This window comes from Hyphomonas sp., assembly GCF_041689225.1.
Lineage (GTDB): Bacteria > Pseudomonadota > Alphaproteobacteria > Caulobacterales > Hyphomonadaceae > Hyphomonas.
In genome coordinates, this window is the sequence record NZ_JBDNGN010000075.1 from 1 (window position 1) to 25,209 (window position 25,209).

At 57.1% G+C, this 25,209-nt stretch carries 21 protein-coding genes, 1 tRNA gene and 1 pseudogene; 8 read left to right on the plus strand and 15 right to left on the minus strand.

What is annotated here, in order from left to right; translation table 11 throughout:
* Window positions 1–288 (minus strand): annotated as a pseudogene (locus ACESNB_RS07155) (Fe-S cluster assembly protein SufB); the annotation flags it as partial.
* 50 nt (window positions 289–338) lie between these two features.
* Complete coding sequence (locus ACESNB_RS07160) at window positions 339–1,475, minus strand: cysteine desulfurase family protein (RefSeq protein ID WP_373005759.1); 1,137 nt, start codon at window positions 1,473–1,475, stop codon at window positions 339–341.
* A gap of 113 nt (window positions 1,476–1,588) precedes the next feature.
* On the opposite strand from ACESNB_RS07160, the gene ACESNB_RS07165 reads away from it, so the two are divergent.
* Window positions 1,589–2,266, plus strand: coding sequence for an alpha/beta hydrolase (locus ACESNB_RS07165; protein WP_373005761.1), 678 nt, complete (start codon window positions 1,589–1,591; stop codon window positions 2,264–2,266).
* Here the strand turns inward: ACESNB_RS07165 and ACESNB_RS07170 are convergent.
* On the minus strand, window positions 2,263–3,402 hold the full coding sequence (locus tag ACESNB_RS07170; protein WP_373005763.1) for an anhydro-N-acetylmuramic acid kinase: 1,140 nt from the start codon (window positions 3,400–3,402) through the stop codon (window positions 2,263–2,265). The two genes, ACESNB_RS07165 and ACESNB_RS07170, sit on opposite strands and share 4 nt — an antisense overlap.
* A 40-nt stretch (window positions 3,403–3,442) precedes the next feature.
* Here ACESNB_RS07170 and tyrS point away from each other — a divergent pair, with 40 nt between their 5' ends.
* Window positions 3,443–4,693 carry a tyrosine--tRNA ligase gene (gene tyrS, locus ACESNB_RS07175; protein WP_373005765.1) on the plus strand — a complete coding sequence of 417 codons (1,251 nt, stop codon included), beginning with the start codon at window positions 3,443–3,445 and terminating at the stop codon, window positions 4,691–4,693.
* Between the two features lie 10 nt (window positions 4,694–4,703).
* Here tyrS and ACESNB_RS07180 read toward each other — a convergent pair whose 3' ends face one another.
* A complete protein-coding gene (locus ACESNB_RS07180; protein WP_373005767.1) occupies window positions 4,704–8,090 on the minus strand; it encodes a DUF3971 domain-containing protein in 3,387 nt (1,128 codons plus the stop codon).
* A 98-nt stretch (window positions 8,091–8,188) separates the two neighbouring features.
* On the opposite strand from ACESNB_RS07180, the gene ACESNB_RS07185 reads away from it, so the two are divergent.
* The 3 genes from ACESNB_RS07185 (at window position 8,189) to ACESNB_RS07195 (ending at window position 10,593) form a co-directional block, all read left to right on the plus strand.
* On the plus strand, window positions 8,189–8,653 hold the full coding sequence (locus ACESNB_RS07185; protein ID WP_373005769.1) for a peroxiredoxin: 465 nt from the start codon (window positions 8,189–8,191) through the stop codon (window positions 8,651–8,653).
* A 208-nt stretch (window positions 8,654–8,861) separates the two neighbouring features.
* Window positions 8,862–10,079: a M23 family metallopeptidase gene (locus ACESNB_RS07190; RefSeq protein WP_373005771.1), complete on the plus strand. Its 1,218-nt coding sequence runs from the start codon at window positions 8,862–8,864 to the stop codon at window positions 10,077–10,079.
* Window positions 10,069–10,593, plus strand: coding sequence for a polymer-forming cytoskeletal protein (locus ACESNB_RS07195; protein WP_373005773.1), 525 nt, complete (start codon window positions 10,069–10,071; stop codon window positions 10,591–10,593). Before ACESNB_RS07190 ends, ACESNB_RS07195 begins: the two co-directional genes overlap by 11 nt.
* A 185-nt stretch (window positions 10,594–10,778) precedes the next feature.
* Here the strand turns inward: ACESNB_RS07195 and ACESNB_RS07200 are convergent, their stop codons facing one another.
* The 8 genes from ACESNB_RS07200 to ACESNB_RS07235 form a co-directional block, all read right to left on the minus strand.
* Complete coding sequence (locus tag ACESNB_RS07200; RefSeq protein WP_373005775.1) at window positions 10,779–12,179, minus strand: tetratricopeptide repeat protein; 1,401 nt, start codon at window positions 12,177–12,179, stop codon at window positions 10,779–10,781.
* 489 nt (window positions 12,180–12,668) lie between these two features.
* Window positions 12,669–13,292 (minus strand): energy transducer TonB, encoded by a 624-nt coding sequence (locus ACESNB_RS07205; RefSeq protein ID WP_373005777.1) that lies wholly within the window; start codon window positions 13,290–13,292, stop codon window positions 12,669–12,671.
* Between the two features lie 11 nt (window positions 13,293–13,303).
* A complete protein-coding gene (locus ACESNB_RS07210; RefSeq protein WP_373005779.1) occupies window positions 13,304–13,723 on the minus strand; it encodes an ExbD/TolR family protein in 420 nt (139 codons plus the stop codon).
* Window positions 13,724–13,736: 13 nt separating this feature from the next.
* The gene (locus tag ACESNB_RS07215) at window positions 13,737–14,153 is read right to left on the minus strand and encodes an ExbD/TolR family protein (RefSeq protein WP_373005781.1); all 417 of its coding nucleotides are present in this window, start codon (window positions 14,151–14,153) and stop codon (window positions 13,737–13,739) included.
* Complete coding sequence (locus ACESNB_RS07220) at window positions 14,153–14,662, minus strand: MotA/TolQ/ExbB proton channel family protein (RefSeq protein ID WP_340692101.1); 510 nt, start codon at window positions 14,660–14,662, stop codon at window positions 14,153–14,155. Before ACESNB_RS07220 ends, ACESNB_RS07215 begins: the two co-directional genes overlap by 1 nt.
* A gap of 39 nt (window positions 14,663–14,701) precedes the next feature.
* Window positions 14,702–16,102 (minus strand): MotA/TolQ/ExbB proton channel family protein, encoded by a 1,401-nt coding sequence (locus ACESNB_RS07225; protein ID WP_373005783.1) that lies wholly within the window; start codon window positions 16,100–16,102, stop codon window positions 14,702–14,704.
* A gap of 33 nt (window positions 16,103–16,135) precedes the next feature.
* Complete coding sequence (locus ACESNB_RS07230) at window positions 16,136–16,903, minus strand: DUF3450 domain-containing protein (RefSeq protein ID WP_373005785.1); 768 nt, start codon at window positions 16,901–16,903, stop codon at window positions 16,136–16,138.
* A gap of 375 nt (window positions 16,904–17,278) precedes the next feature.
* Window positions 17,279–17,353, minus strand: a tRNA-Gln gene (locus ACESNB_RS07235).
* Between the two features lie 198 nt (window positions 17,354–17,551).
* Here ACESNB_RS07235 and sppA point away from each other — a divergent pair.
* Window positions 17,552–19,324 (plus strand): signal peptide peptidase SppA, encoded by a 1,773-nt coding sequence (sppA, locus tag ACESNB_RS07240; protein ID WP_373005787.1) that lies wholly within the window; start codon window positions 17,552–17,554, stop codon window positions 19,322–19,324.
* 142 nt (window positions 19,325–19,466) lie between these two features.
* Here sppA and ACESNB_RS07245 read toward each other — a convergent pair whose 3' ends face one another.
* Window positions 19,467–20,192 (minus strand): RluA family pseudouridine synthase, encoded by a 726-nt coding sequence (locus tag ACESNB_RS07245; protein ID WP_373005789.1) that lies wholly within the window; start codon window positions 20,190–20,192, stop codon window positions 19,467–19,469.
* Window positions 20,189–21,502 (minus strand): replication-associated recombination protein A, encoded by a 1,314-nt coding sequence (locus tag ACESNB_RS07250; protein ID WP_373005792.1) that lies wholly within the window; start codon window positions 21,500–21,502, stop codon window positions 20,189–20,191. Before ACESNB_RS07250 ends, ACESNB_RS07245 begins: the two co-directional genes overlap by 4 nt.
* 57 nt (window positions 21,503–21,559) lie before the next feature.
* Here ACESNB_RS07250 and ACESNB_RS07255 point away from each other — a divergent pair, with 57 nt between their 5' ends.
* Entirely contained in the window at window positions 21,560–22,402 is an 843-nt protein-coding gene (locus ACESNB_RS07255) for a TauD/TfdA dioxygenase family protein (protein WP_373005794.1), read from the plus strand.
* Between the two features lie 71 nt (window positions 22,403–22,473).
* Window positions 22,474–23,727 carry a cytochrome P450 gene (locus ACESNB_RS07260; RefSeq protein ID WP_373005796.1) on the plus strand — a complete coding sequence of 418 codons (1,254 nt, stop codon included), beginning with the start codon at window positions 22,474–22,476 and terminating at the stop codon, window positions 23,725–23,727.
* Between the two features lie 6 nt (window positions 23,728–23,733).
* Here the strand turns inward: ACESNB_RS07260 and ACESNB_RS07265 are convergent, their stop codons facing one another.
* A complete protein-coding gene (locus tag ACESNB_RS07265) occupies window positions 23,734–25,137 on the minus strand; it encodes a Do family serine endopeptidase (protein ID WP_373005798.1) in 1,404 nt (467 codons plus the stop codon).
* Between the last annotated feature and the right edge of the window lie 72 nt (window positions 25,138–25,209).

Consider the following 25,209-nt stretch of genomic DNA (forward strand, 5'->3'; position numbering starts at 1 on the left):
CGCAAAATAGTAATAGGCCTGGTAGTCGATCTTGGGATAGCGAACCATCGCCCAGCTCGGCTCTTCCATGGTCAGCCAGCGCTCATACGCCTTCAGGCGCCATTCGAGCAGCCATTCAGGCTCATTCTTCGCCGCTGAAATATACCGGATCGTGTCTTCAGACAGCCCCTTGGGCGCCATGTCCATTTCTATATCGGTCGTGAATCCGGCCGAATAGTTTTCAGATTCCAAAGCCTTGGCGGCCGCAATCGTGCCTGCGTCGATACTGTCTTTGACTAGGACTTCCATGCACTCATCCTCGTGTTCGGTGGTCCCGCCGCAGCAGTCCATCACCCATTCTACTTCAAAACCATGCGCCGTGCCGCTTCCAGCCACGCATCGGCCACGCCGTCAAAATCGGCAGGCACGCTATTCCATCCAAAGCTGGTGCGTATTGCTGATTCCGCAAGGGCGTCAGATGCGCCCATAGCCATCAAAACGACAGATCGCTTGACCTTGCCCGAAGAGCAAGCGGAACCTGCAGACACGCAAACACCTGCCAGATCCAGCGCCATGACCTGCGTTTCAGCCCGAAACCCGGCACGTACAAAGTTCGATGTGCCCGCGAGGCGTGGGCTGCCCTCACCAATGACCACTATACCGCCATCCGCCTTCAGGCGCGCTTCCATGGCGTCGCGACACTTGGCCAACGCGGCATATTTCGGCAAATCCCGGACGGCAACTTCGACGGCGGCGCCAAAACCGGCAATCCCTGCCACGTTTTCTGTGCCCGACCGCAACGAGCGCTCCTGTCCGCCACCATACAGGATGGCTTTCAGTGGCGCTCCAGACCGGTGCCAGAGTGCGCCCACCCCTTGCGGACCGCCAATCTTGTGCGCCGACAGGGACAGGTAATCGACCCCGAGCGTGCCGACATTGACGGGTATCTTGCCCAGTGCCTGCACAGCATCGCAGACCGTCAGGCCCCCGGCCTCGCGCATGATCGCGGCGGCTTCGGCGACCGGCTGGATTATCCCCGTCTCATTGTTGGCCAGCATCAGGCACAATATCGGCGTGCCCAAGGTGTCCTGATCCCAGTCCGCCATGCGGGCGCGCAAATCATCCAGATCGAGCAGCCCGGCAGGCGTCACATAGGCCGTTTGCAGCGCAGCGCCCGAATGGCCCGCCGATTTGGCAATCGCCTCGTGCTCGATCGACGATACGATCAGCGTGCACGCGCCCTCCAGGGCATCCACTACGCCCTGAACGGCCAGGGCATCGGCCTCTGTTCCGCCACCCGTGAAGATTATATCTGCCGCCCGGCTGCCAATCGCGCCGCCAACCTGCACCCGCGCCGCCTCGACGACGCCGCGGGCTGTCCGGCCCTTCGCATGCACAGACGATGGATTCGTCGCCCCAAGGTCGAATACAGCGAGCATGGCATCGCGTGCTTGCGGGCGAAGCGGCGAGGTCGCATTGTGGTCAGCATAGATCATGGATTCTTTTATACTCGCTCAAGGTTCAGTGTGCACGTGCAGAAAAATTTGCTTTTCCCGGTTCATTTGGATTATGACCGCGCCCTTACAAGAGAATTCACTCCGAGGGTGTCATGGCAGAACTGATTATTCCGGGTCCACAGGGCCGTATCGAGGCGCGCTACACAGAGCCGCCACATCCGGGCGCACCCATTGCGCTGGTCCTGCACCCCCACCCGAAGGCGGGTGGCACGATGCAGGATCCGATCTCGATCATGCTGTACCAGATGTTTGAGCGGGCCGGATTCGGTGTCCTGCGGTACAATTCACGCGGTGTCGGCCGCAGCCAGGGCGTCTATGACCAGGGCATCGGCGAGCTGGAAGATGCTGCCTATGTCCTCGATTACATCGAGAACCTGAGCGAAAGCCCGCGTTACGTCTGGTGTGCCGGCTACAGTTTCGGTGCCTGGATCACGCTTCAGCTGCTGATGCGCCGCCCGGAAATCGATGGCTTCCTCGCCATTTCTCCGCCGGCCAACCATTATGACCTGTCATTCTTGGCACCCTGCCCGGCGTCCGGCCTGATCGTCTGCGGCGACTCAGACGCAATTGCCAGCCCGGAAGATATCGAACGCTCCCTCACCAAGGTTCGCGTCCAGAAGGGCGAGATCATTGAACGGGCCCGCGTAAAGGGCGCCAATCACTTCTATGTCGACAAGCACGACGAACTGATCGGCCTCTGCGAGCAATACCTGCACCAGCGCCTCGAAGAAGCAGAAGAAAAACTGCGTATCGAAGCCGAGAAACACTAGCCCTTAAGCCGGCCGCCCGTCATGGCGGCCGGAACACCTGTCGTGGTCGGCCAGCTGAGCGGCAGGCCACGCACGGTCCGCGCGGCCAGGAAGGCAAACGCCTCCGCCTCAATTGAATCGCCCCGCCATCCAGCGTCTTCCGCGCTCAAAACAGGGCACGGCAGCGCCGCACGGAGCGCGGCCATCATCGCCGGATTATGACGCCCGCCACCGCATACGATCACCCGCTGCGGCGCATCCGGCAGCTGGGCCACGCCCTTTGCCACAGCCCGCGCTGAAAAGGCCGTCAGCGTTGCCGCCCCGTCCTCGAACGAGAGGCCCCGCGCCATGCCAGCATTGAAATCATAACGATCAAGCGACTTCGGCGGCAGTTCCCTGAACCAGTCATGGTCCAGCAACTGCGCTAGCAGCCCCTCCTGCGCCTGACCCGCCGACGCAAACGCACCGCCCTCATCATGCGTGCCTTTCCCATGCGCCGCGACCCATTCATCGATCGGACCATTGGCAGGTCCCGTATCGAAAGCGAACAGGGTGCCGTCCGCCATGCGGGCCGTAATGTTTGCCACACCGCCAAGGTTCAGCACTGCGCTCGCTCCGTCGCCGGCGCGGTCCAGCAGCGCGCCATGGTAGACCGGCGCCAGGGGCGCGCCGTGCCCTCCGGCTGCCACGTCAGCGCTCCGGAAATCGTAGGCGAGTTGGATGCCAAGGGCGGTCTGCAACGCGACCGGATCGATCAATTGAAGGGTCGCACCGGGCGCGTCTGGGCGGGGCCGCCTGTGGAGAACCGTCTGCCCATGGACGCCCGCCAACGGTACAGCCACTCCCTTACCACCCCCTTGCCGCAGTACCTGCCACACCTCTGCATGGGTCTCGGTAACCACCTTGCGGGCCGCTTCAAATGCCTCTTCCGGCGCCGGTCCGGTCCAGTTCCAGGCCCGCGCCGCATCCGTCGCATCCTGTAATACCTGCCGCTCTTTGGCTGTATATTTGCGCTCGGCGACCGGCCCGAACTCCAGAACGCGCTCGCCATCTGTGAGAATCAGCGCTGCATCTGTAGCATCCAGTGACGTTCCGGACATGAAACCTGCAACCCATTGCGGTTCGTTATCGTGAATTGGATGGTTCAAGAATTCCACTTTCCGTGTTACGCGCCTGCGCTTACGGAGACACGAGACAATGACCGAATACAAGTCGGAATTCCTGAAAACACTGGATTCACGGGGCTTCATCAAGCAGGTGACCCACTCTGCCGAGCTCGATGCCTATTGCGCCACAGGAACCCCGGCCGCCTATATCGGGTTCGACGCCACCGCCGACAGCCTGCATGTCGGTTCGCTGCTCCAGATCATGATGTTGCGCCATTTCCAGCGCTGCGGTGGCAAGCCTGTCGTGCTGATGGGCGGCGGCACGACCAAGGTCGGTGACCCGACCGACAAGGACAAGTCCCGCCCGCTCCTGACGGATGAGCAGATCGCTTCGAACATTGCAGGCATCAAGAAGGCGTTCGAACCCTTCCTGAAATTTGGTGACGGGCCTACCGACGCGATCATGGTCAACAATGACGACTGGTTGTCGAAGATTGGTTACGTGGAATTCCTGCGCGATTACGGCGTGCATTTCACGATCAACACGATGATCAAGCAGGAAACCGTTGAGCGCCGCCTGCGCAACGAACAGCCATATACATTCCTCGAATTCAACTACATGCTCTTGCAGGCCTATGATTTCCTTGAACTTCACAGGCGATACGGCGTCCGGCTCCAGCTCGGCGGATCGGACCAATGGGGCAATATCATCAACGGGGTCGAACTCACACGCCGGGTTGCCGGCGGTGAGGCGTATGGCCTGACATCCCCACTCATCACGACCGCGTCTGGCGGAAAGATGGGCAAGACGGCTGATGGGGCTGTCTGGCTCAATGCTGACAGGAAAAGCCCATACGAATACTGGCAGTTCTGGCGCAACACTGAAGACGCGGACGTGGGCCGGTTCCTGCGCCTGTTCACCGATCTGGAACTCGGCGAAATCGAGGCGCTCGAAAGGCTTCAGGGCGCCAAGATCAATCACGCAAAGATCGCCTTGGCGAATGCGGCCACGACGCTACTGCACGGTGCCAACGCGGCTTCAGAATCGGCTGAAGCCGCTAAAGCCGTGTTCGGCGCTGGCGCGTCGGCAGATGCGCTTCCGACTGTTGAGGTTCCACAATCTGAACTTGACGCAGGCATGCTCGTGGCAGCGGCTTTCGTGGCGGCCGGACTTGCAGGCTCGAACGGCGAGGCGCGTCGATTGATCAAACAGGGCGCAGCCAAAGTGAATGATGTCTTGGTCAGCGACCAGAACGGTACGCTCGGCGCGGCTGACCTGATCGACGGGGCAATCAAGCTGTCTGCTGGCAAGAAGCGCCACGCATTGGTCAAAGCGAACTAGGAAGTCACCGCTATTCGAAACGCTCTTCCGGAATGGGAGGAAGCTCCGACGGAACGGGTTCATCGGGCGTACGAAGTTTGGCTTCCGGGATCCTAGTATCGGACGGGTTCTCGAAAATCCGCCGGATTACGCCTGGAGCAAGCGCTGATAGAGGATTGACCGATACGTTGGCCTTTTCCAACGTCCCGCTGATCGCGTATGTCAGTGAAAACACGCCCTCGCCGTCGCGGCCGACCACCAGGTCGCCAATAATCGGAATCCCGCCCAGCGCGGAATTCATGCCGAAACTGGGCACAAGCACGCCATTAAACTCGATAGCGCCGCTTTTTCCTTCCATGTACCCGCTTGTTGTCAGGCCCAGCGCTGGCCCTTGCGCTTTCGCGCCCGTAACGACGTACCGTCCGTTCGCGAGCTTGAGCGGCACGTCGATCCGGGAAAATAGTACGCCTTCGCCCCCCAATGTGTCGGCCAGGCCCCGAAGTGACGCCAGCGACAGTATTTGCGTCAGGAAGGGTGCGTTGCGCATTCTTACATCCGTCAGAGCGATATCGAACGTCGCGGGCGAAGCATCTTTCGTGAATTTTCCTGTCAGTTCCAATTTCCCGCCTTCAAGAAAATCCGCGCCAATCAGCGCCTGCGTAATGAACCCGGCATTTCCACTTTCCACATTGACGGTGGCGCCTCCGGGTTGCGTCGCGTCATATGTCGCCGAGAGCGGCGATCCGTCATCAGCGCTTCCGGTTGCCGTGAAAAGCGATAGTCCACTGACACCAGTCTGGGCATTAAGTTTGGCATCGCGCATGTCCAAGCCTGGCCTCAGCGTCAACGTATCAAGATTGGCGCTGATATTCATGGGAGTCTTGTTGACGTTTTGAGCGTCCCCTACGGCCCCAAGCCCTGACATCAGTCCAGACAGATCGAGGTAGGTTCCGTCAAGCTGGAGCATCAGGCCACCGTCAGGTGACCGCGCCATGTCGCCTCCAAAATCTGCCTTGTTCTTCAGGTAAGCGCGCCTCAGTACGGCCGAAACCAGTTTCGAATCGTCGCCAAGGATATAGTCGCCATCAAGACGCGCATTTTCTGAGGTGAAGAGAACTGTGGATTTCGCCAAATCTCCCGTTTTTAGATACTGGACTGACGCTTTCGCAGGAACGCCCTTGGGTTTCACCCAGCCAATCTCGGAAATGTCGACTCGAGAGTCTCTGAGATCAAGCGCCGTGTCGGCCGAAATGAGGCGCTCTCCTTGCAGGCGCGCCTGAAGCTCCAAGGGAACCTCCCCAGATAGATAGGCCCGCCCCAAAATACCGAACCGATTGAGCACGTCTGGCGTTACAACCGCTGTTGCAGAAAGGTTTGACGGCTGGTCACCGTCGTTGAACGCGTCTCGCCAAGTGAACTGCACTGGAGATGGACCCAGGTCGCCAAATCCGCTGACGGTGATGCCTGCCTGATCGGTATCAATCTTGAAATTTCCGTTTGTCAGATCGAATCCGAGCGCGGCATTTTTCAACCCGCCTTTCGCCACTGCTCCGAGGGCCGAGAATCGAATATCCTTGTACGGCACATTATCCCGGGCCGGCCGGAACATTTCAAATGTCATTTCGGCATCGCCAGACAGTCGCACAGGGTCAAATTCGATCTTCAGGCTGGACTCGGCGAGAGTCTGCATGATGTTGGTCGCCGGCCCGTGCCCCTTAGCGAACACTCGGAATGGCACGCCGGGCGGATTGAATGCGGGAAAATCCACGACGCCGTCATCTACAGACCAGCCGCCAAATTCACCACTCTCCAGAATCACCTTGAAGCCATTTCCAGACAGATGGCCTTTTCCGCTTGCATTTTGAACTGCGGGCAAACTGTCCATGAACTTAACAACCGCATCGCGGACTTTGAAATCTAGCTGAAGGTGCTCATCCTTCAAATAGCCCTCGGAGAAGCTGTCACGCCGCAAGTCGAGGTGCCCCGTCACCGAAGATGCAATGCCTTCTGGAATCCGCTTGACCGCGAACCGCCGAGCCCCGGCTCCCAAGCCCACCGGCCAGAACGCCATAACGGTATCTTTGCTCACGTCACCCTCCGAAGCGACGTCAAAGCTGCCGATCAGCGGCGGTTCGCCCGGCTGGCGATCTGGCGTAAGTTCAAATGAACCCGACGCCTTCAATTGATCAGCGCCAGTCTGCAATTGGATCTCGGCATCTCGAAACGCGTAGCGCGACAGATCCACCTCGCCTGTAACTCTCAACTCACTGATCGGAATGACTTGCTCGAACGATGGGGTAAAATCGAGTTCAAGCCCCTCGCTTACTAGGCTGAATTTGTGCCCTTCTTGCCCCTGCATGGCGTCTTGCACATCTATGACCACCCGCCCCTTGAGCGGTCCTGCGTTCGTGCTGCTCACGTCGATCGACAGAGCATCGGTCGCGGCCGTATAGGCAGCTCGCAGACCAAGATTCTCAACCTGTATTCCATTGGCGCCGACGGGAAGACGGCCTTGGCCCGCATCCACTTCTACAAGGATTTGTTCGACGCCAGACATCTTCGATACGTCGAATGACACCACCACATTTGCTGGCAGCCCTTCAAATCGCGCGCGGCTCATCCCAAGTCTTATCGCCAAGTCGGCAAGCGGCCATTGCGCAACGGCAAACTCCGCCTTCAGGCGCTGGCCCAAATTGGAGGTCGCAAGGGTTGCCGCCAGTCCCGCTGGAAGTCCTTCGCCAATCCCACTACCGGCAACCGACATGACTATCCCCCCGGCTTCGCGAGCCAGCCGTCCTTTCGCCGACTTGAGTGTAAGCAAGTTCGAACCGTCAGAGCCCCGGACTCGAACTTCAAAACGATCGAATGACACGCGCTCCAGGTCAACTATCGATTCCGCGTACTCAAGCGAAACAAGCAACTGCGGCAAGACTTCGTTCGCACGCTGAAGCCATTCGGCCGGCGTCGTCGGCAATTTTCCTGCGGGTATTTCCGGCAGCGGATCACCCGCCACCTTCCACTTTGTCTCGGTCAAGCTATCGACGTTGATCCAGCCTTCATCCAGATCCATCGCAAGCACTTCGACCTTCCCCAATACCAGCGATGAGCCCGCCAAAATCAGGTCGGCGCGTTTGGCTTCTGCGCTCAAAACGCCTGCGTCGTCGAAAAGTTGGACATTGCTCGCGCTGACCCGGACGCGACGATCAGCCTGTGACCATTCCAGAAAGAGTTCGCCGATCCGTACCGGTCGACCGTCTCTAGCGTCGGTAAGCGCAAGTTCCACGTCGTCCTTGAATACACCCAGTTCCAGGGGGCCGCTCGCCAACCGGAATGCCAACAAGCCTGCCACGACCATAACGAGCAGAATCAGGCCTCCAAGTATTTCAAGAATAACCGTCGAGGCGGTCTGGCGAACCAACGGCACGCTCCTTAAGCTTTATGCGACACGTATCGAACAGCTTTGCTGCAGGACTTGGATATAAGCACAGTCCTTTTCAGGCACCATAGGAGGATTACATGACCCGATCACTCGAACCAGGCGCCAAAGCTCCTGGATTTTCTATCGAAACGACATTGGGAACCAAGCAACTCGCTTCGTTTAGAGGCAAACAACTGATCCTATATTTCTATCCGAAGGACGACACGCCCGGATGTACCAGCGAAGCCAAAGACTTTTCCGATCTTGCGGAACAATTCGAGGCCGCCAATGCGTCGATCTTGGGTGTTTCACGGGACAGCCTTATCCGCCACCAGAAATTTGCCCAGAAACATGGATTGCAGATCGAACTTGGGTCTGACGAAAGTGGAAGCGTTTGCGAAGCTTACGGTGTCTGGGTCGAAAAGAATTTGTACGGTCGCACTTATATGGGAATCGCAAGATCTACGTTTCTGATCGACCCCAAGGGCATCCTGACAAGAATCTGGCCGAAAGTCAGAGTGAAGGGGCACGCCCAAGATGTGCTGGATTCCTTAAATGTCTGACAGGTGGCCGTTTATTACGCACAGGTCATCCCAAATTCCGAACTTTAACAGGGTATTTACCCAATTAGGCGAAAAATTGCATGAATTGTGTTCCGTAGGGCTTTCACCCCAGTTCGAAATGGGTATTTATGGCCTCCACGGGTTTGGGAAACGTGCTGCAGTGCTTATTGCAGTATGGGGTGTGATTTCCAGTCGACGGGTGGCGTGAATGACGAAGTGGAGTGCAAACGTTAAAGCGGCGTTTGATCGAGCGTTCCCAGAACGCCAGATCTATCATCGCAGCGGTGGCACAGTTCGCTACATTTCGGTCTCACCCTGGCAGCAAGCCATCATCGCAGCAGGTGCCGCCGCCTTGGCAGGCTGGACACTTTTTGTGACGGGCAGCTACGTGCTCGGTGGTCCCACGAGTACAATCGCCGGCAATCCCGACGACCGTGAACTTGCGAAATATGAGCGTTGGGTTCAGGAACTTCGTGCGAAGGATGCGCTTTCGCGCTCGCTGCTTGAAGAGCGCACAGACGCGTTTCAGAAAGAAACGGCTGAGTGGGAAGACCGCCAGAAGGCGCTTGAGGAGCTTTTTGACAAACTGAAGGGCGACGAGAATCTCGAAGTCTCGGCACTCAAGGGCGACGGCACCAGCCTCCTTGTGAAGGCATCGATCGAGGAAGCGGACAATCGCCAGTCGCGAAACTATCAGCCAATTACAGCATCATTCGATATGAGCGGTACCCGCGTCAGCTTGAAAAACCTCAAGTACGATCAGGAACGAATTTTGGACGAAGCTGAGGACATGGCCATTGACCGCGCTGAACGCGCGCGTGGTGTCCTTCAGTTGACGTCCGTAGGCAGCGACCGGATCATGTCTGGCGCAGAGATGGGCGGCCCGCTCGTATCGATCGCAACATTGACGTCAAGCACATCAAATCTGTCGGCTGAAGATGCCTCCTTCTACAATCGACTTACCCAAACGCGCGCACGGGTAGAGGAGATGCGATATTACGAACAAATCGTCGCCACTCTCCCGCTCGGCCGACCGGTTGGCGTGCCCTTTCGGCAGACCAGCGATTATGGCATGCGCATTGATCCATTCAGGAAGCGTCCAGGCTGGCACAATGGTCTTGATTTGGCCGCCTATCACGCAGCGCCTATCGTCGCCGCGGGACCTGGAAAAGTGTCTTTCGCCGGTGCAAGCTCGGGATATGGCCGTCTCGTTGAAATCGACCACGGGCACGGATTCAAGTCGCGGTATGGTCACCTGAGCGGGATTACGGTATCAAAGGGAGACATCGTCGAAATCGGTGACTTGGTCGGTAAGATGGGGACAACCGGCAGAAGTACGGGTGACCACCTTCATTATGAAGTCTGGTTCAACGGCAAACCTTATGATCCAGCGAAATTTTTGAAAGCAGGCCGTCATGTTCACTAAAAACAAAAATCAAGAAACCAATTCACCTGAACCGACCAAAGGCGCGTCTGCACAGGACGCCATACGTGGAGCTGCAATGAAGCCTGCGGCGCGCGCTGCATCGATCATCTGCGCAGACATGAAAATCAATGGCTCGATAATTTCCGAGGGTGCATTGCAAATTGATGGTGTCGTTGACGGTGACGTCAGCGCGACTGACATCACCATCGGTGCATCGGGCTTCATCACGGGTGAAGTGAAAGCGGAAGTCGTCAAGGTGAAGGGCAAGATTCGTGGCTCGATCCGGGCCCGCAAGGTTGAGCTGGAGTCAGGCGCTCACGTCAAAGGCGACATCGTACACGCATCTCTACAAATCCAGTCGAATGCAGTATTTGAAGGTCAAGTTAAGCACGCCGACGACCCATTGAAGGACACGGGGCCAAAAGGCGCCACGCCAACCGCCACAAATGAACCAGCAGCGCCAGTCGGACATTCTGGTTCGGCATCGTTCGGGATATCAACTTCCGCATCCTGAGCCGCGCGTCAGCCGAGTTCACGCTAAAGAAAAACCGCCGACGGTCATCCCGTCGGCGGTTTTTCTTTGAGGCTCGTCACTCACTTCGCGACAACGAAGCGCAACAAAAAACCCCAAGCAAATCTTGCTCGGGGCTTTATGTCATATCCGGCCCGTAAGGACGATCAACTGCGCTAGACGTGCAATCAGGTCCCCTGTCCCTTGCATTCCGGCGTCGCATTGTATTTCGCTTCTGCAGCGTCCAGGCGCTCTTTGATCGTTTTGCAATTCTCTGGCAGGTTTTCTTCGCCCAGAACTGCGAGACGCTTACAAATCTTGGCTTCATTCTCAATGTTGAGCCAGGCTGACTGAACTTCGAAACATACCAGCGCCCGTTTGGTATTTTCTTCTGAGTTCATGAAGTCGAGCCAGCTACGTCCGGCACTGTTGCCTGCAGTCTTGAACGACTCGCGCGCACCAGTCCGGTCACTTCGCTCATAACGCGACTGACCAATCAAAACGTATGCATTGCCGCGATCCTTGATACCGCCCATGCTGATTGCTTTGTTGAGTGCGTCTTCTGCTTCCTTCCATTTTTGAAGGTCGGCATAGGAACGACCCAAGCGCTCATACATCGCTCCGCCACCGCCGGCATCTGCTGCCTGCTTGATGACTGGAATGGCCTTCTCATGCTCGCGGGCAACCTGGTAGAGGTTCGCAAGCAGTTCGAGCCGCTCCAGATTTCTGGTGATGCGCCCTGCGTTCATTTCCTTCTCAAGAACGCGCGCGGCATGGTACGGCGCATTGAAACGATTATAGAAGTTCACAATCCGCATGAGCTCGTCTTGCGTTTTCAGAAGTCCTCCGAGATACATCGCCTTCTGAACTTCGAACGCTTTGCGCTCTTCATTGTCAGCGAAATAGTTACCAGCGATGGCATCCCAGTATTTCCGCTCGGACGGATTGCGTTCAACCAGAACTTCCAGCACCTCGGCCATTTTCGCCTTCTCGCCGGTCTGATTGTAGAGGAACAACAAAAGATCATAGACTTCTTGTTTGAAGTTGGATCCGTCGTCGCGCCGAACGTCTTCTGCCCAACGGACCGCTTCCTTGAATTTGTCAGCACGCTGGTTGAGAACAGCGAATTGCCATTTCTGCGTACGATCCGGCTTGCCCCCTGTCTGTTGCCACTTGGTCATATACTCAAGCGCTTTGGCGAGATCTTCTTCCTGAAGATAGATCTGCGCAATATTGTAATATGTCTGTGCGGCGTCAGCCTCGGGAATATAACCCTTGTTGAGCGCTGTAAGCAGATCCTGCACCGCGCCCCTACGGTCACCATTCTCAATTTTGATGTAGGCTGACAGCTTGATCACTGCGCCTTCTTCGTAACAGTTGAGAGTCTGCGTGCGCAGTGAGTTGAGCTTGGAGATCGCGGTCGCGAAGTCCTTTTTCACCATCGCGGCCTGTTCAGCCTCGAGATAGGTTTGCCCCGTATTGGATGTGAACTCAGTGTCCGTGCAAGCCTGAGCCAATGCGGCACCAGCACCCATCGTCGCCATCAGGCCTACGATCACGGCGCCCTTGAGAGTCGCTCTAATTCCCATGTTTCCTCTCCTCTCCGCGCAGCTCGCGGGGTTTGGCCCAATCAACCGGAATTGACGGGCGGGATCAAGAACTTCTACGCGCTATTTCAAGCTTTTCCGCAGCGCAGTTCTGCTCATTGTTAGGTTTAACGCTTGCCACATATGTATGGGTCGCTACGCCCGGTTTCGTCAATGCCACTCGGCACCTAAATTACCTTAGTTCGCGACGCGCCAGACCAACGATCAACTTGGCGCGTTCAATTCCATTCGGCGTATATCTGCCAACCTCTTCGGCACTCGATCTGGCTCCAGCCAAAGGCCTGGCGTCGTCCAAAATCCAACTCACTCCAATTCTGGATTTTGTTACTTTATATCATTTTTCGATCAGCAACTCAAGTCGGCCACCTTCTGACCGTCGTGTCTGGTCAGGTTCCATATACGCCTTCAAAAAAAGAGCGCCCCATCGCCAGGGCGCTCCGTTTATTTGATCGAACGTCACCAAACTTCGGGCTACTGAAGCTTGAATTCGAGCGGATACACCACGTTCTTGCGCTCTGCCGCCTTGCCGCGAATGATCTTCGGAGCAAATTCCACGCGTGAAACGGCACGCTCTGCTTCCCGCGTGAACATGTCGTTCGAACAGGTTGCCTGGACGTTGTACGGGCGTCCACGTGTGTCCACGTCAAAGCGAACATCGCAGGTTCCCTCAATTCCACGCTCTGCAGCTCGCTGCGGGAACGATGGCGTGGGCGAACGGATCGGCTGGGCATCCCGGTCGGAAATAGCTACCGGATCGATTGCCAGTGACTGCATCCGGCCCAAGTTCAGTTCCGTCGGCGCAGCACCTGCGATCCGTGGGGTCGGCAGGTTGATTTGTGACTTGGTAGCAGACACCTTGGGCGGTGGTGGTGGCTTTGCTGCCGAGTCCAAGCGTTTCGGCTTGGACCGCTGGCGTGTCCGCACTTCGCTATCCTGCTGCTGGGGAGTAATTGAAGCCAGCACCCGTTGCTCACCTTTGTCGACCCTGATCTCCGTGACGTTAATCAGCGAACTCATCAGAATGAACAGGGCATAGACGATCGGAACCGCAATCACGAGCCCCGCTAGGAATCTGAGAAAAGGACTGTTGAACATGTCTTGGTCTCCTACTCTCTCTTGGCCGAGATATTGATCACCGTAGAGCCGTCGATCTTGTTGATCGTCTCCATGATATCGACCAGAACTTCGGCTTCGGAATCAACATCGGCCTGGACAACGACTTCGCCTTTCGGGTTGTCCTCACGCAATTGCTTGAACGTGAATCCAATCTCGGCGGGTTCGATTTTTTTCTTGTCGATGTAAATATCGCTATTTTCGTCGATCGCGATCAGAATCGCGAGCGGCTTGACTTGAGCCTTGTTGTCGACTTCAGGACGGACAATCGGAACGCCGGGCTCCTTGATGAATTGCGCCGTCACAATGAAGAAGATGAGAAGAATGAAAACCACGTCCAGCATGGGCGTCAGGTTGACATCGTCTTCCGCTCCTCCCCCGCCGGCGACGGATTGGCGTTTTCTGCGTGCCATGTTTGTCGCTCCTCTATTCTACGGCTGTAAGGACAAGGTTCACCCGGTCCATATAGCCTGCATTGTACGCTGCATCACGGATCAGCACGATGACACCACTCTTCGACTTGGGGTGCGCCTGGATAACCACCGCGCTTTCGGGATTTTCAGCCCGAACCCGCTCGATGTTGGCCCGCACCGAACCGATATCTGTTGCCCTACCATTCACCGAGATGAGATTGGTCGCATCAACAAGTATCAAGATGGCTGGCACCTGCTCTTGAATGTCATCTTGCGGCGCCGGAGGCGGAGGTGGCTCTAGTCCCAATGCCTCCTCCTGGGCAAATGTTGCCGTCACGATGAAGAAGATAAGCAGAATGAAAACCACATCCAACATGGGCGTGAGGTCGACATTGGCCTCGTCAGGATTTCTTACCTTGCGTCCGCGCATCAGCCGATCTCCATCTCGTCTTCAACCCACTGAACAGAGCGGTTCACACGACGGTCCATGCCCGATGTGAACAGTATCCCGGAGAGAGAAGCGACCATGCCGGCCATGGTTGGAATTGTTGCACGCGACACACCGGCAGACATCGCCTTTGCATCAGCGCCGTTGGTGATGGCCATGACGTCAAAAACGGCAACCATGCCCGTCACTGTTCCGAGAAGACCGAGCAGCGGCGCGAGCGCCACCATGGCCTTTGTCAACTGGACATTCTGTTCGGCTTTCGCGCGAACCTCAGACACCAGTTTGTCCTTCACCCAATGGGCGAACGTCGATTTCCGATCGGAGCGCGAACGCCACTCCGCGATCGCTTCTGCGGCCACCTGCTTGTGAGCGAACCTGAAGTAGAACAGTCGTTCCAGGATCAATGCCCACATGAAGAATGTTGCTGCCATAATGACAATCAACACCGGACCGCCACGATCGAGGAAAGCTTGTAGATCTGCAAAACCCATATCGGGTTCCTCCTCCTCGAGTGAAACGAGGGTGATGGCTTACGCCACCACCCCATGAAGCGATTCCGCTTTCTCAGCGACAAGGCCTGCAGCCTGCTCGTCGAGAATCTGCTGGTTGCCACGGGCCATCGATGACGCGACAGCGTGGATCAGCAAGAGTGGAATGGCGGCCACGAGACCGAACACGGTCGTCATCAGAGCGACCGAGATACCGCCAGCCATCAGTTTTGGATCACCGGCACCGTAGATCGTGATCGTGGTGAAGGTGATGATCATACCGATAACCGTACCCAGAAGGCCAAGCAGCGGAGCCACTGCAGCGAACACCTTGATGATGTCGTTGAAGCGCTCAATGCGCGGAGATTCGCGAAGAATCTGTTCGTCGAGCTTGAGTTCGAGCGTCTCAATATCGGCTTTCCGATTGGTTTCGTATGCTTCAAACACACGCGCCAAAGGATTGCCGGTGCCAGCCTGACGAGTCTTCGCTGTGCGGCGCATCGCACCACCCATCGTGAACAATGTGAAGATCTTGTAGAGGCCGATCAGGATACCGACAGCGGCAAGAACCGCGATGACAGCGCCAACCGGGCCACCTTGCTGCAGGCGGTCACTGAATTTTGGCAGATCGCCGAGGATACCGAACAGGTTACCCTTCGACGGATCGACGGGTGCACGAACCAGCTGGTCAGGGCCCGCATTAATCAGAGAACCCATCGACGAGCTGAAAGCACCGCCTGGCTGTTGCCGGAATGCCTGAAGGAAAGTTTCGCCGCCGGACTGCTTCTTAACTTCAACGAACTTCTTTCCGTTGGTCGTCGCAGCAGTGAACACGCCGACACGCATCAGTTCCGCTTCGGCGTTCGACCCGTCCGGGCCGATGCCGTCGACGACTGCCGTGAAAGTTCTCACTTCTGACTGGGCCAGCATTTCCTGAAGCATTGCATTTGGCAGACGCTCAAGTTGCGCGCGATTGGGAAGCGTACGCGCTTCGGCAATCTCGGCAATGCCTTCAACGCGATCCGGATAGTCAAAATTTGCGAACGAGTTCGCAATTTCCGGCATCGTTTCGCCCGCAGCGGTCCGGAACTGACCAAGCAGCTCCTGGAAATCGCCGGCTTGCTCGGACACTTGGCCCTCAAGTGCACCGAGCTCTGCCTCGTTGGCATCAAATTCGGCGCCAAGGGCACGGCCACGCGCTTCGACGGCACCGAGCGCGTTGCGCGCCTGGGTCATCTTGCCTTCCTGGGCATTCTTGTCTTGCTGGAACTCGCGAAGGCGAGCCTGATCAGCGGCAGACATTTCAGTCGAGTCCTTGCGGATGCTATCCAGAACCGACTTCAAAGTCGCCTGTGCATCAGCCGGAGCCGCGAGTGTTACTGAGCTGAGACCGAGCAGCGTTGCCGCGCCCAGAGCCTTCAGCGAGGATTTAAACTTGAACATCTTCTATACCTCTATTTCCCTGGATCGCGCCGACTATTCGACCGAGAACTTCTGAACAGGAGCGAACAGGACATCCTGTTGCGCTTTGCCTTGAGCAACCCGGATCGCTTTCGCGATGTCAGGCGCGTACTTGCCGCTCAGACTTTCCCACTCGCCGGTCGCCCGGTTGTAACGAGAAGCCTTGCCATTTGGTGTCAGGTAGACGAGCGCCACACGACCGTAGAGGAACATGTCCACAGTCGTCGGCTTGCCGTCGATGTCGATTTCTTCCTGCCAAGTGCTGATCGTCCGCCCATATTCCATCTCTGCCTGGTAGGCGTCCATGATGAGGCGATACTGCTCTGCTGCCGTCACGTTCGGCTGCTGCATGATGCCGACAAGCGCTTCGAGGCGGGCTTCGCGCTCGGTTTGCTTGAAGGGCAGGTCTGCCGCAACGAAGTTCTGGAGATCTTCGACCATGCTGAGAAGCATTGGAACGGTTTGCGCGGTGATGTCGTCAATCGACCCGAGCTGTTCGGTCAGGGACGCGATCTCTTCGCGCTGACTCTTCACAACGAGTTCTTGCTGTTTTGAGTAGAGCTCGGCAGCATCGCGGCGCTGGAGCAGCGTGCGATACTCACGAACCATATCGGTGCGCTGATCATCAAGCTGGTTGATTTGGTCTTGGACTTGTTCAGCACGCCGTGTGGCCTGCTCGCCCGTGTTAAGCGCTTCGCGCAACTGAGCCTGGGCCGGGATGGCCAGTCCAGCAATCAGCGCAGCGGCGATGACGCCGTGTGCTGGTGACAGAAGTTTCTTCATGAGGTTTGCCTCTACACTCTCCGAACGGTCGCGCATTGTTGCGCGGAAAATTCCACAATCAGGCATCCTGCTAGCGAAGATGTCCCGGTTTCAATGCCTGGCCTAAAACACACCGGCCGAGTTATTTGGAAGTCGCAAGGCAAATTCGCCCGACACCTACCCATTTTGGAGCGCTACTCGCTCTCTCGCTTTGACCCTTGCCATTCTGGCAACAAGTCCGCAACGCCCTTATTTGCGAAATCCGACGCTAACAACCCTGAACGGCAGGATCAACAAGGCTTTACGATTCGTTTCGAAAATATCCGCGCCGCATTTGAACGCAACACTTGCAATACAGTAACGATGACGATTGTTTTATCGCGTGCACCAAAAAGGTGGCTGGGGTGCCAGGATTCGAACCTGGGAATGCCGGTACCAAAAACCGGTGCCTTACCGCTTGGCGACACCCCAACGCGAAGCAGGCGAGATAGCCACTCTTACTGACTCTGGCAACACCCGATGACATTGTTTCAGTCGCAGTGGCTCATCTAACATGTGACAAGCCGCCAATTTCCATGTCGCATGCTCCCGGCCCTTTACATTTTTATCGATAATCGGCAAAGTTCAACTTCGACACCCCTGATCGCATCGCACGGAGTTTGCGTACTCATGAAAACCTTCTTTTTGTCCATGGCAGGCGCGTTCACCGCGATGCTCGTCTTCATCCTGCTCATGGTCGCATTCGTTTTCATACTCATTGCGGGGGCGACTAGTTCCGCCCCGCCTACTCCGGACAAGGTTGTACTCAGCCTCGACCTGAACATGGAATTCTCCGACCAGAACGCCGTCGGGGGATTGGCGGCATTTTCGCAAACGCCCGGTTTTATCGACCTTCTGACAAAATTGAAGGCAGCAGAGACCGACGATTCCGTCAAAGGGGTATATGTGCGAGGCGCAATGATCGGTGTGGGCAGCGCGCGCGCGGAAGAATTGCGTGATGCGTTTCATCGTTTTCGAGATTCGGGAAAGTTTATAATAGCACACACGCAAGGTACTTACGGAATGAGCGGGCCATCTGCTCTGCACTCGCTGACGGCGGCTGACGAGATATGGATTCAGCCGGGAACGGATTTATTTGCAACCGGCGTGACGTTCGAAACGGAATTCCTCAAAGGCTTGTTCGACAAGATTGACGTGAAATCTGAAATCTATCCGTTTTACGAATACAAGAACGCACCCAATTCTTACAATGAAGCGGCCTATACCGAACCTCATCGCGAGGCGATGACGGCTCTCGCCGAATCGATCTGGAACGTTTCGCTGAACGATATCGCCGAGGATCGCGGGCTTTCCGTTGATGCGGTTAGGTCTGCGCTCGAAAGTGGACCGAAGACTGCCCAGGAAACAATCGACCTCAAGCTGATGGACAAGCTTGGCTGGCCGGAAGAAGCAGAGGACGCAGCCAAAGAACGCGCAGGCAAAGATTCCGAAATCATCGAACTGGCATCTTACATCCCGCCTTCGATCAGTTTGAAGGCGCCGCTTATCGCGGTCGTTGGAGGTGAAGGCGCGATCGTGACAGGCGGGTCTGAAGGCGGTTCGCCCTTTTCGAGCCCAGCCGGATTTGCTTCCGATGCTATCGCCCGCGCCATTCTTGATGCTGGGGATAATGAAAAGGTGAAGGCGATCGTCTTCCGCGTTGACAGTGGTGGCGGCTCTCCGACGGCATCAGACCAGATCTGGCGGGCCATCAAGCGCGTTCAGGAAAATGGCAAGCCGGTGGTCGTGTCGATGGGGTCAGTTGCAGCGTCGGGCGGCTATTACGTGGCGGCCGGAGCCGACTATATCATGGCGGACCGGTCCACCATTACCGGGTCAATCGGCATCTTTGGGGGAAAATTTGCGCTGGAGGGCGCCTTCAACAAGATCGGCGTTACCTTCGACACGGTGAGCGTGGGCGGTGATTTCGCCGACGCCTACGGAGCCGGAAAATTCACACAAGGACAGGAAGCTGAAGTCAAAGCTTGGCTGAAACGCGGGTACGATCGCTTCCTCGGCATCGTGGGTGAAGGCCGCGGCATGACCTACGATGAAGTCCATGCTGTTGCTCGGGGTCGAGTCTGGAGCGGCGAAGACGCGATTGACAAGGGGCTCGTCGACGAGATTGGCGGGTTCATCGACGCGATCGAGAAGGCCAAGGAACTGGGCGGCATCGACGCAGATGTCACGCCGCGCCTCACATACTACCCGCGTAGAAAGACGGGCTTTGAGGCTCTGGAAAGTCTGTTCGGGGTTTCGGAAGAAACCGCCCGTGTGGCCTATATGCTCGGCACCGTGGCAAACAACGACCGGGTACAAATCCTCATCGAAGACCTGGCCACTGCAGATTCCGTCAATTCGGGCCAGATGCTGGCCGTCGGACCGCGCATGCGCGAACAGTGATCCGCATTTGATACTTCCTGAAGGCCTGCCCTTACCTGGCAGGCCTTCCTTGCTTTGCGCAGGCAGATTATATTTCGACCGCTGATGCACAGCTTAGACTAAACCCGCGCATTGACTGGTGCACAAATCACAACAAATCGGATTATGTTTTAAATCCGAGATTGCGGGCCACGTCGTCAAAATCCATTGGAACAGCGGCACTTAAAGTCGAAACACCGCCCGAGGGGCGTCTGAATTCCAACGAAAGCGCATGCAGCATCAGACGCGGCGCTTCCTGCTTACCAGTTCCATAAATGGGGTCTCCCAGGATTGGGCACCCGAGATGCGCCAAATGAATACGGATTTGATGCATGCGTCCTGTTTCGGGGGAAAGCCGCAGGACGGCATGAGGCCCGCTCACTTCCAGTTTCTCCCAGTCCGTTCTCGCTCGAAGCGCGCCTTTGCGATCAGGACGCGCCACAATCATGCGCGCTCTTCCCGCCTCCTGAACCTTCACCAGCGACGCATCAATCGAACCCGCGTGCTCGTTAGGAATAGCTCCACGGACGACCGCGATATAGGTCTTCTTCGTCCGTCGTTCGGCGAACTCCTCTGACAGGAACGCCGCCGCTGGCTGCGTCTTTGCCACAATAATGAGTCCAGATGTGCCCGCGTCGAGCCGATGCACCAGCTTGGGTCGCTTACCATTGGAGCGCGCGAAGGCCGCCAACAGCGAATCCAGCGAACGATCAATTCCCCGACCGTCCTGCACGGGCAAGCCCGAGGGCTTGTTGAATGCGATGATATCATCATCCTGATGCACGATCAGTGACCTGATGAATACCTTATCCTCTGGCGAGATGGACGGCACTGGCTTGTTACGGGTCACGCCTGGTCCTTTTTACGAGAGCGGATATCGGCGATTTCTTTGAGTCGCTCAGCAATAGGTCTCTCACGACCCCGCCCTTTCGGCCGGTAATATAACTCGGCTTCCATCCCGTCCGGAAAATAATTTTGTCCAGACACGCCGCCTTCGGCATCGTGGTCATACTCGTATCCGGAGCCATACCCCTGTTCTTTCATCATCGCCGTGGGCGCGTTCAGAATGTGATTCGGCGGCTTCCGGCTGCCGGTTTCAGCAGCTGCGCGTCGTGCGGCCTTGTAGGCGACATAGGCGGCATTTGACTTTGGGGCGGTGGCCAGGTGAATCACGGCGTGGGCGAGGGCGAGTTCGCCTTCGGGACTTCCCAATCTCTCGAATGTTCGCGCAGCCTCGCCGCAGATCAACAGCGCCGTCGGGTCGGCAAGTCCAATATCCTCACTCGCCATGCGGACCAGCCTCCGCGCAAGGAACAAGGGATCTTCTCCGCCCTCAAGCATCCGAGCGAACCAGTATAGCGCAGCATCGGGATCAGAGCCCCTGATCGACTTGTGCAAAGCGGAAATGAGATTGTAGTGTTCTTCGCGGTCCTTGTCATAGGCGGGCGCTCGTTTCTGAACAGCGTCGCTCAACTCCGCGAGTGACAACAGGCGCGGCGCTTCCGCCATCATGAAGGCCTGCTCTGCGAGATTCAGCAAGTACCGCCCATCGCCATCCGCCATGTCGATCAGGGCCTTGCGCGCTCGCTCCTCCACCGGCATCTGGCGCCCTTCAAGCGCCTCAGCACGTTTGAGCAGCGTCTCCATATCGCCGGGTTCAAGCCGCTTCAGCGTGAGCACCGCACACCGCGACAACAGCGCTCCGTTGATTTCGAAGCTAGGATTTTCAGTTGTCGCGCCAACGAGCGTGACCGCACCACTCTCGACATAGGGAAGGAACCCGTCCTGCTGAGCCCGGTTGAACCGGTGGATCTCATCGACGAATAGCAGGGTCCCCTTCCCCACATCGCGCCGCGCTGCCGCCTTCTCGAACACCGCACGGAGGTCCTTCACACCTGAGAAAATCGCACTGATGGCCTCAAACTCAAGATCCGTTTCCGCTGCCAAGAGCCGGGCAATCGTTGTCTTGCCAACGCCCGGTGGTCCCCAAAGGATGATTGATGAAAGTCGGCCTGCTTCGAGCATCCGGCTCAGTGGCGCGCCAGAGCCGATCAGGTGATCCTGTCCGACGACATCTGCCAGCCGGGCCGGACGCAAACGGTCAGCCAGCGGGCGCGGTGCAGATTCTGAGAGGTCGGAAGCAGCAAACAAGTCGGACATACAGCACTCCTATGCGGGAACGGGCATCGTGATAAGATAAACTAGGAGGAAAAAAACATGTCGCTTGAGATCAGCCCGTCAGGGCAACCCTTCGGGGCGTCGATTACGGGCCTGAACCTGTCGATGGCAGTTTCGTCAAACGTTGTGGCCGAAATTCGAGACGCGTGGTTGCAACACCACGTTCTGGCATTTCCGGATCAGGCAATCAGTGACGATGACCTCGAGAGATTTACGCTGCTATTTGGACCGTTTGGCGATGATCCTTTCATCGCCCCCATTCCTGGTCGCAAGCACATCATTGCCGTGAAGCGCGCCGCCGCCGAAACTGCGCCGATTTTCGCCGAAAGCTGGCACACGGACTGGAGCTTCCAGGAAGCACCTCCGGCAGGTACGTGCCTTTACGGAATCACGATCCCGCCTGAAGGTGGCGACACGCTTTTTGTGAACCAGCACCTTGCACTCGAACACATGCCGGACACTTTGCGGCAACGAATCGAAGGCAGGCAAGCAATCCACTCAGCCCGTAACGCCTATGCGCCGACAGGGTTTTACGGTGCGGCTGATCGCGCTGCCGGACGATCAATGGACATCCGTCCTTCGGACGACGCGGAGGCCACGCAACGCCACCCCATCATCTCCAGGCACCCCGAAACCAGACGCGAGGCGCTGTTCGGATGCGCCGGTTACATCATCGGAATTGAAGGCATGGAGCAGGCAGAATCTTGGGACCTGCTCACCGAGATCTTTCGCTGGCAGACGCAGCCGCAATTCCAATATCGCCACAAGTGGCAGCCAAGGATGTTGCTGATGTGGGACAATCGCAGCCTCTTGCACATGGCCACAGGCGGTTACAAGGGCTTCGATCGCCTGCTGCACCGCACAACAATCGGTTCGGCCTGACACCTTTCCGGGCCGCAGATTCGGGCGTAGCGTGCATGCAACAACAATAAGAACAATGAGGGAGGATAATCTTGGCTGACACGATCCAAACCGTGGGGCCTGAAATCCCCAATCCCTGGGACCTGCCCCTGGAAACGCTCGACGTCTCCCGCGCGGAACTGTTTCTGCACAACCAGCATGGTGAGTATTTTCGTCGACTGCGTCAGGAAGACCCCGTCCATTTTTGCCAAGAAAGCCAGTTCGGACCGTTTTGGTCGATCACCAGGTATGAAGACATCGTGGCGGTGGATTCCAATCACCAAGTCTTCTCATCGAAACGAGACATCGTAATCGGCGATGCGCCGGCCGACTTCGACACGCCCATGTTCATCGCGAGCGATCCACCGGTTCATGACGTGCAGCGAAAAGCCGTCCAGCCGGCTGTCGCGCCAACTCAACTGAGCGATATTGAAGCGCTGATACGCCAACGCGTGTGCAACATTCTCGACGCACTGCCGGTCGGCGAAAAAATCGATTGGGTCGAGCATGTTTCCAAGGAACTGACGACGCAGATGCTTGCGACACTGTTCGATTTCCCGTTCGAGGATCGCCACCTCCTGCCCTATTGGTCTGATGTAACGACGACGTCGGAAACTGTCGGCATTGAAGTAGACATGAAGCACCGTGAAGCCGAACTTCACAAATGCCTCGCCTACTTCAGCGGGCTCTGGAAGGAACGCGCAGCCCAGCCGCGCAAATTCGACTTTATCTCCCTGTTTGCCCATGACCCCGAGACAAAGGACATGATCAACAACCCCATGGAGCTTCTCGGCAACCTGATGCTGCTCATCGTGGGTGGAAATGACACAACCCGGAATTCCATTTCTGGCGGAGTTGTTGCGCTCAACGAATTTCCTGAGCAATACGCGAAATTGAAGGCCAACCCCGGATTGATACCCAACATGGTGTCAGAAATAATCCGCTGGCAAACGCCGCTCGGACACATGCGCCGGACCGTCAAGGAAGACTTCGAATTCCGCGGCAAGCAAATGCACAAGGGCGATAAGGTCGTGATGTGGTATGCGTCGGGCAATCGTGACGAGACGGTGATCAGGGACCCCGATCAGTTCCTCATCGACCGCGAGAACGCCCGTCGGCATCTGTCATTCGGCTTTGGCATTCACCGCTGCATGGGCAACCGTGTCGCGGAAATGCAGCTTCGGATCCTGTGGGAAGAAATTATCGCCCGCTTCGAACACATCGAAGTCGTCGGAGAGCCAACCCGCGTTCTCTCGAACTTCGTGCTCGGATACGAGAATGTCCCGGTTATCGTTCACGCGAAATAGGGCGGACTAGAGGTTAACTGTGCCCTTGATCATGCGCCCGTTGCGCTCAAGCTCGATGTTCCAGCTGCGGGTTTCCGGTTTCAATGCTGCCTTCAGGTCCTTTACGGATTTCGTCGACACACCGTTCACCGACCGGATAATATCGCCGGGCCGGAAATAATTGCGCGCAACGGACCGGCGCAGCACGGAATGGATGTAAATGCCCGACCCTTTCTGGAAGGGATCAAGGCCGTTCTCTTCGGCAAGCCGTGGCGATAATTCCACCACGCGCGCACCCGAAAATACAGTCTCGCCGTCAAGCAGGACGACGTCCGCCTCGGTTGCTCCGGGCGGTGGCGCCAGTTTAACAATCCTTGTTTCAGATTTGCCGCCCCTGAGGAGGGTCAGCTCGCTCGTTTCGCCCGGGCTCTTGATCGCGGCCAGGAACTTCAGCCCTTTCTCGTCGAACACTTCGCGTCCATCGATGTCGGTAATCAGGTCTCCCCGCCGCAGGCCTGCACGATCCGCTGGACCACCTTCGTAGACTTCCGTTACCATCACACCGATCGGTCGAGAAAGCCCCTGCGCCTTGGCGATGTCATAGCTGACGGCTTGCCCCGCCAGGCCAAGCCACGGGCGTACGAACGTGCCTTCATTGATTGCCGCGTTCACGACTCGCTTGACCATCTCTGCTGGAATGGCAAAGCCGATGCCGTTCGAGCCACCCGATCGTGAAAAGATCGCGGTGTTCACGCCAACCAACTCACCCTTGGTGTTGATAAGCGCGCCGCCGGAATTGCCGGGGTTCACCGCCGCGTCGGTCTGAAGGAAGAACGCGTAGTCCGAGATGCCCACATCTGTCCGCGCAGTGGCCGACAGGATGCCACTGGTGACGGTCTGACCGATACCGAACGGATTACCGATGGCGAGGACAAGGTCACCGACTTCTGACCCACGTGTATCAGCGTAGGGCAGTGTCGGAAGCCGGGCACCCTCTGTGTCGATCTTCAGTACAGCCAGATCGGTACGCTCATCAGCCAGGACAAGCTCCGCTGGGAACTCTCTGCGGTCGCTAAGCACGACTCGGAAAGATTCAGCCCCTTCGACAACGTGATTGTTTGTCACGATCACGCCATCGGCTCCCACGATGACGCCAGAGCCAAGGGAATTCTGCACGCGCTCGCGCGGTGCGACACCGCCGGAAAAGAACTGCTCCATCGGAGAGACCCGCGATGTGACACGCTTCTGTGTGTAAACGTTCACGACTGAAGGCGAGGTCTGCTTAACGAGCGGCGCGAACGAGAGCTCCATCTCGGAGCGGCTCTGCGGCACTTCCTGGGCCACTGCGAACAACGGCAAGACGGCCACGATCAGGAGCGCCAACACTGCCAGACCAACGACCGCCAGCAGCTTCGAGATGTGTTTTGTCATGTGTATCGTATGCATCATGACTATGGCTCTATTGCGGCGTCGCGCAGGTGGCAATTCGTCTGTTCATGACAA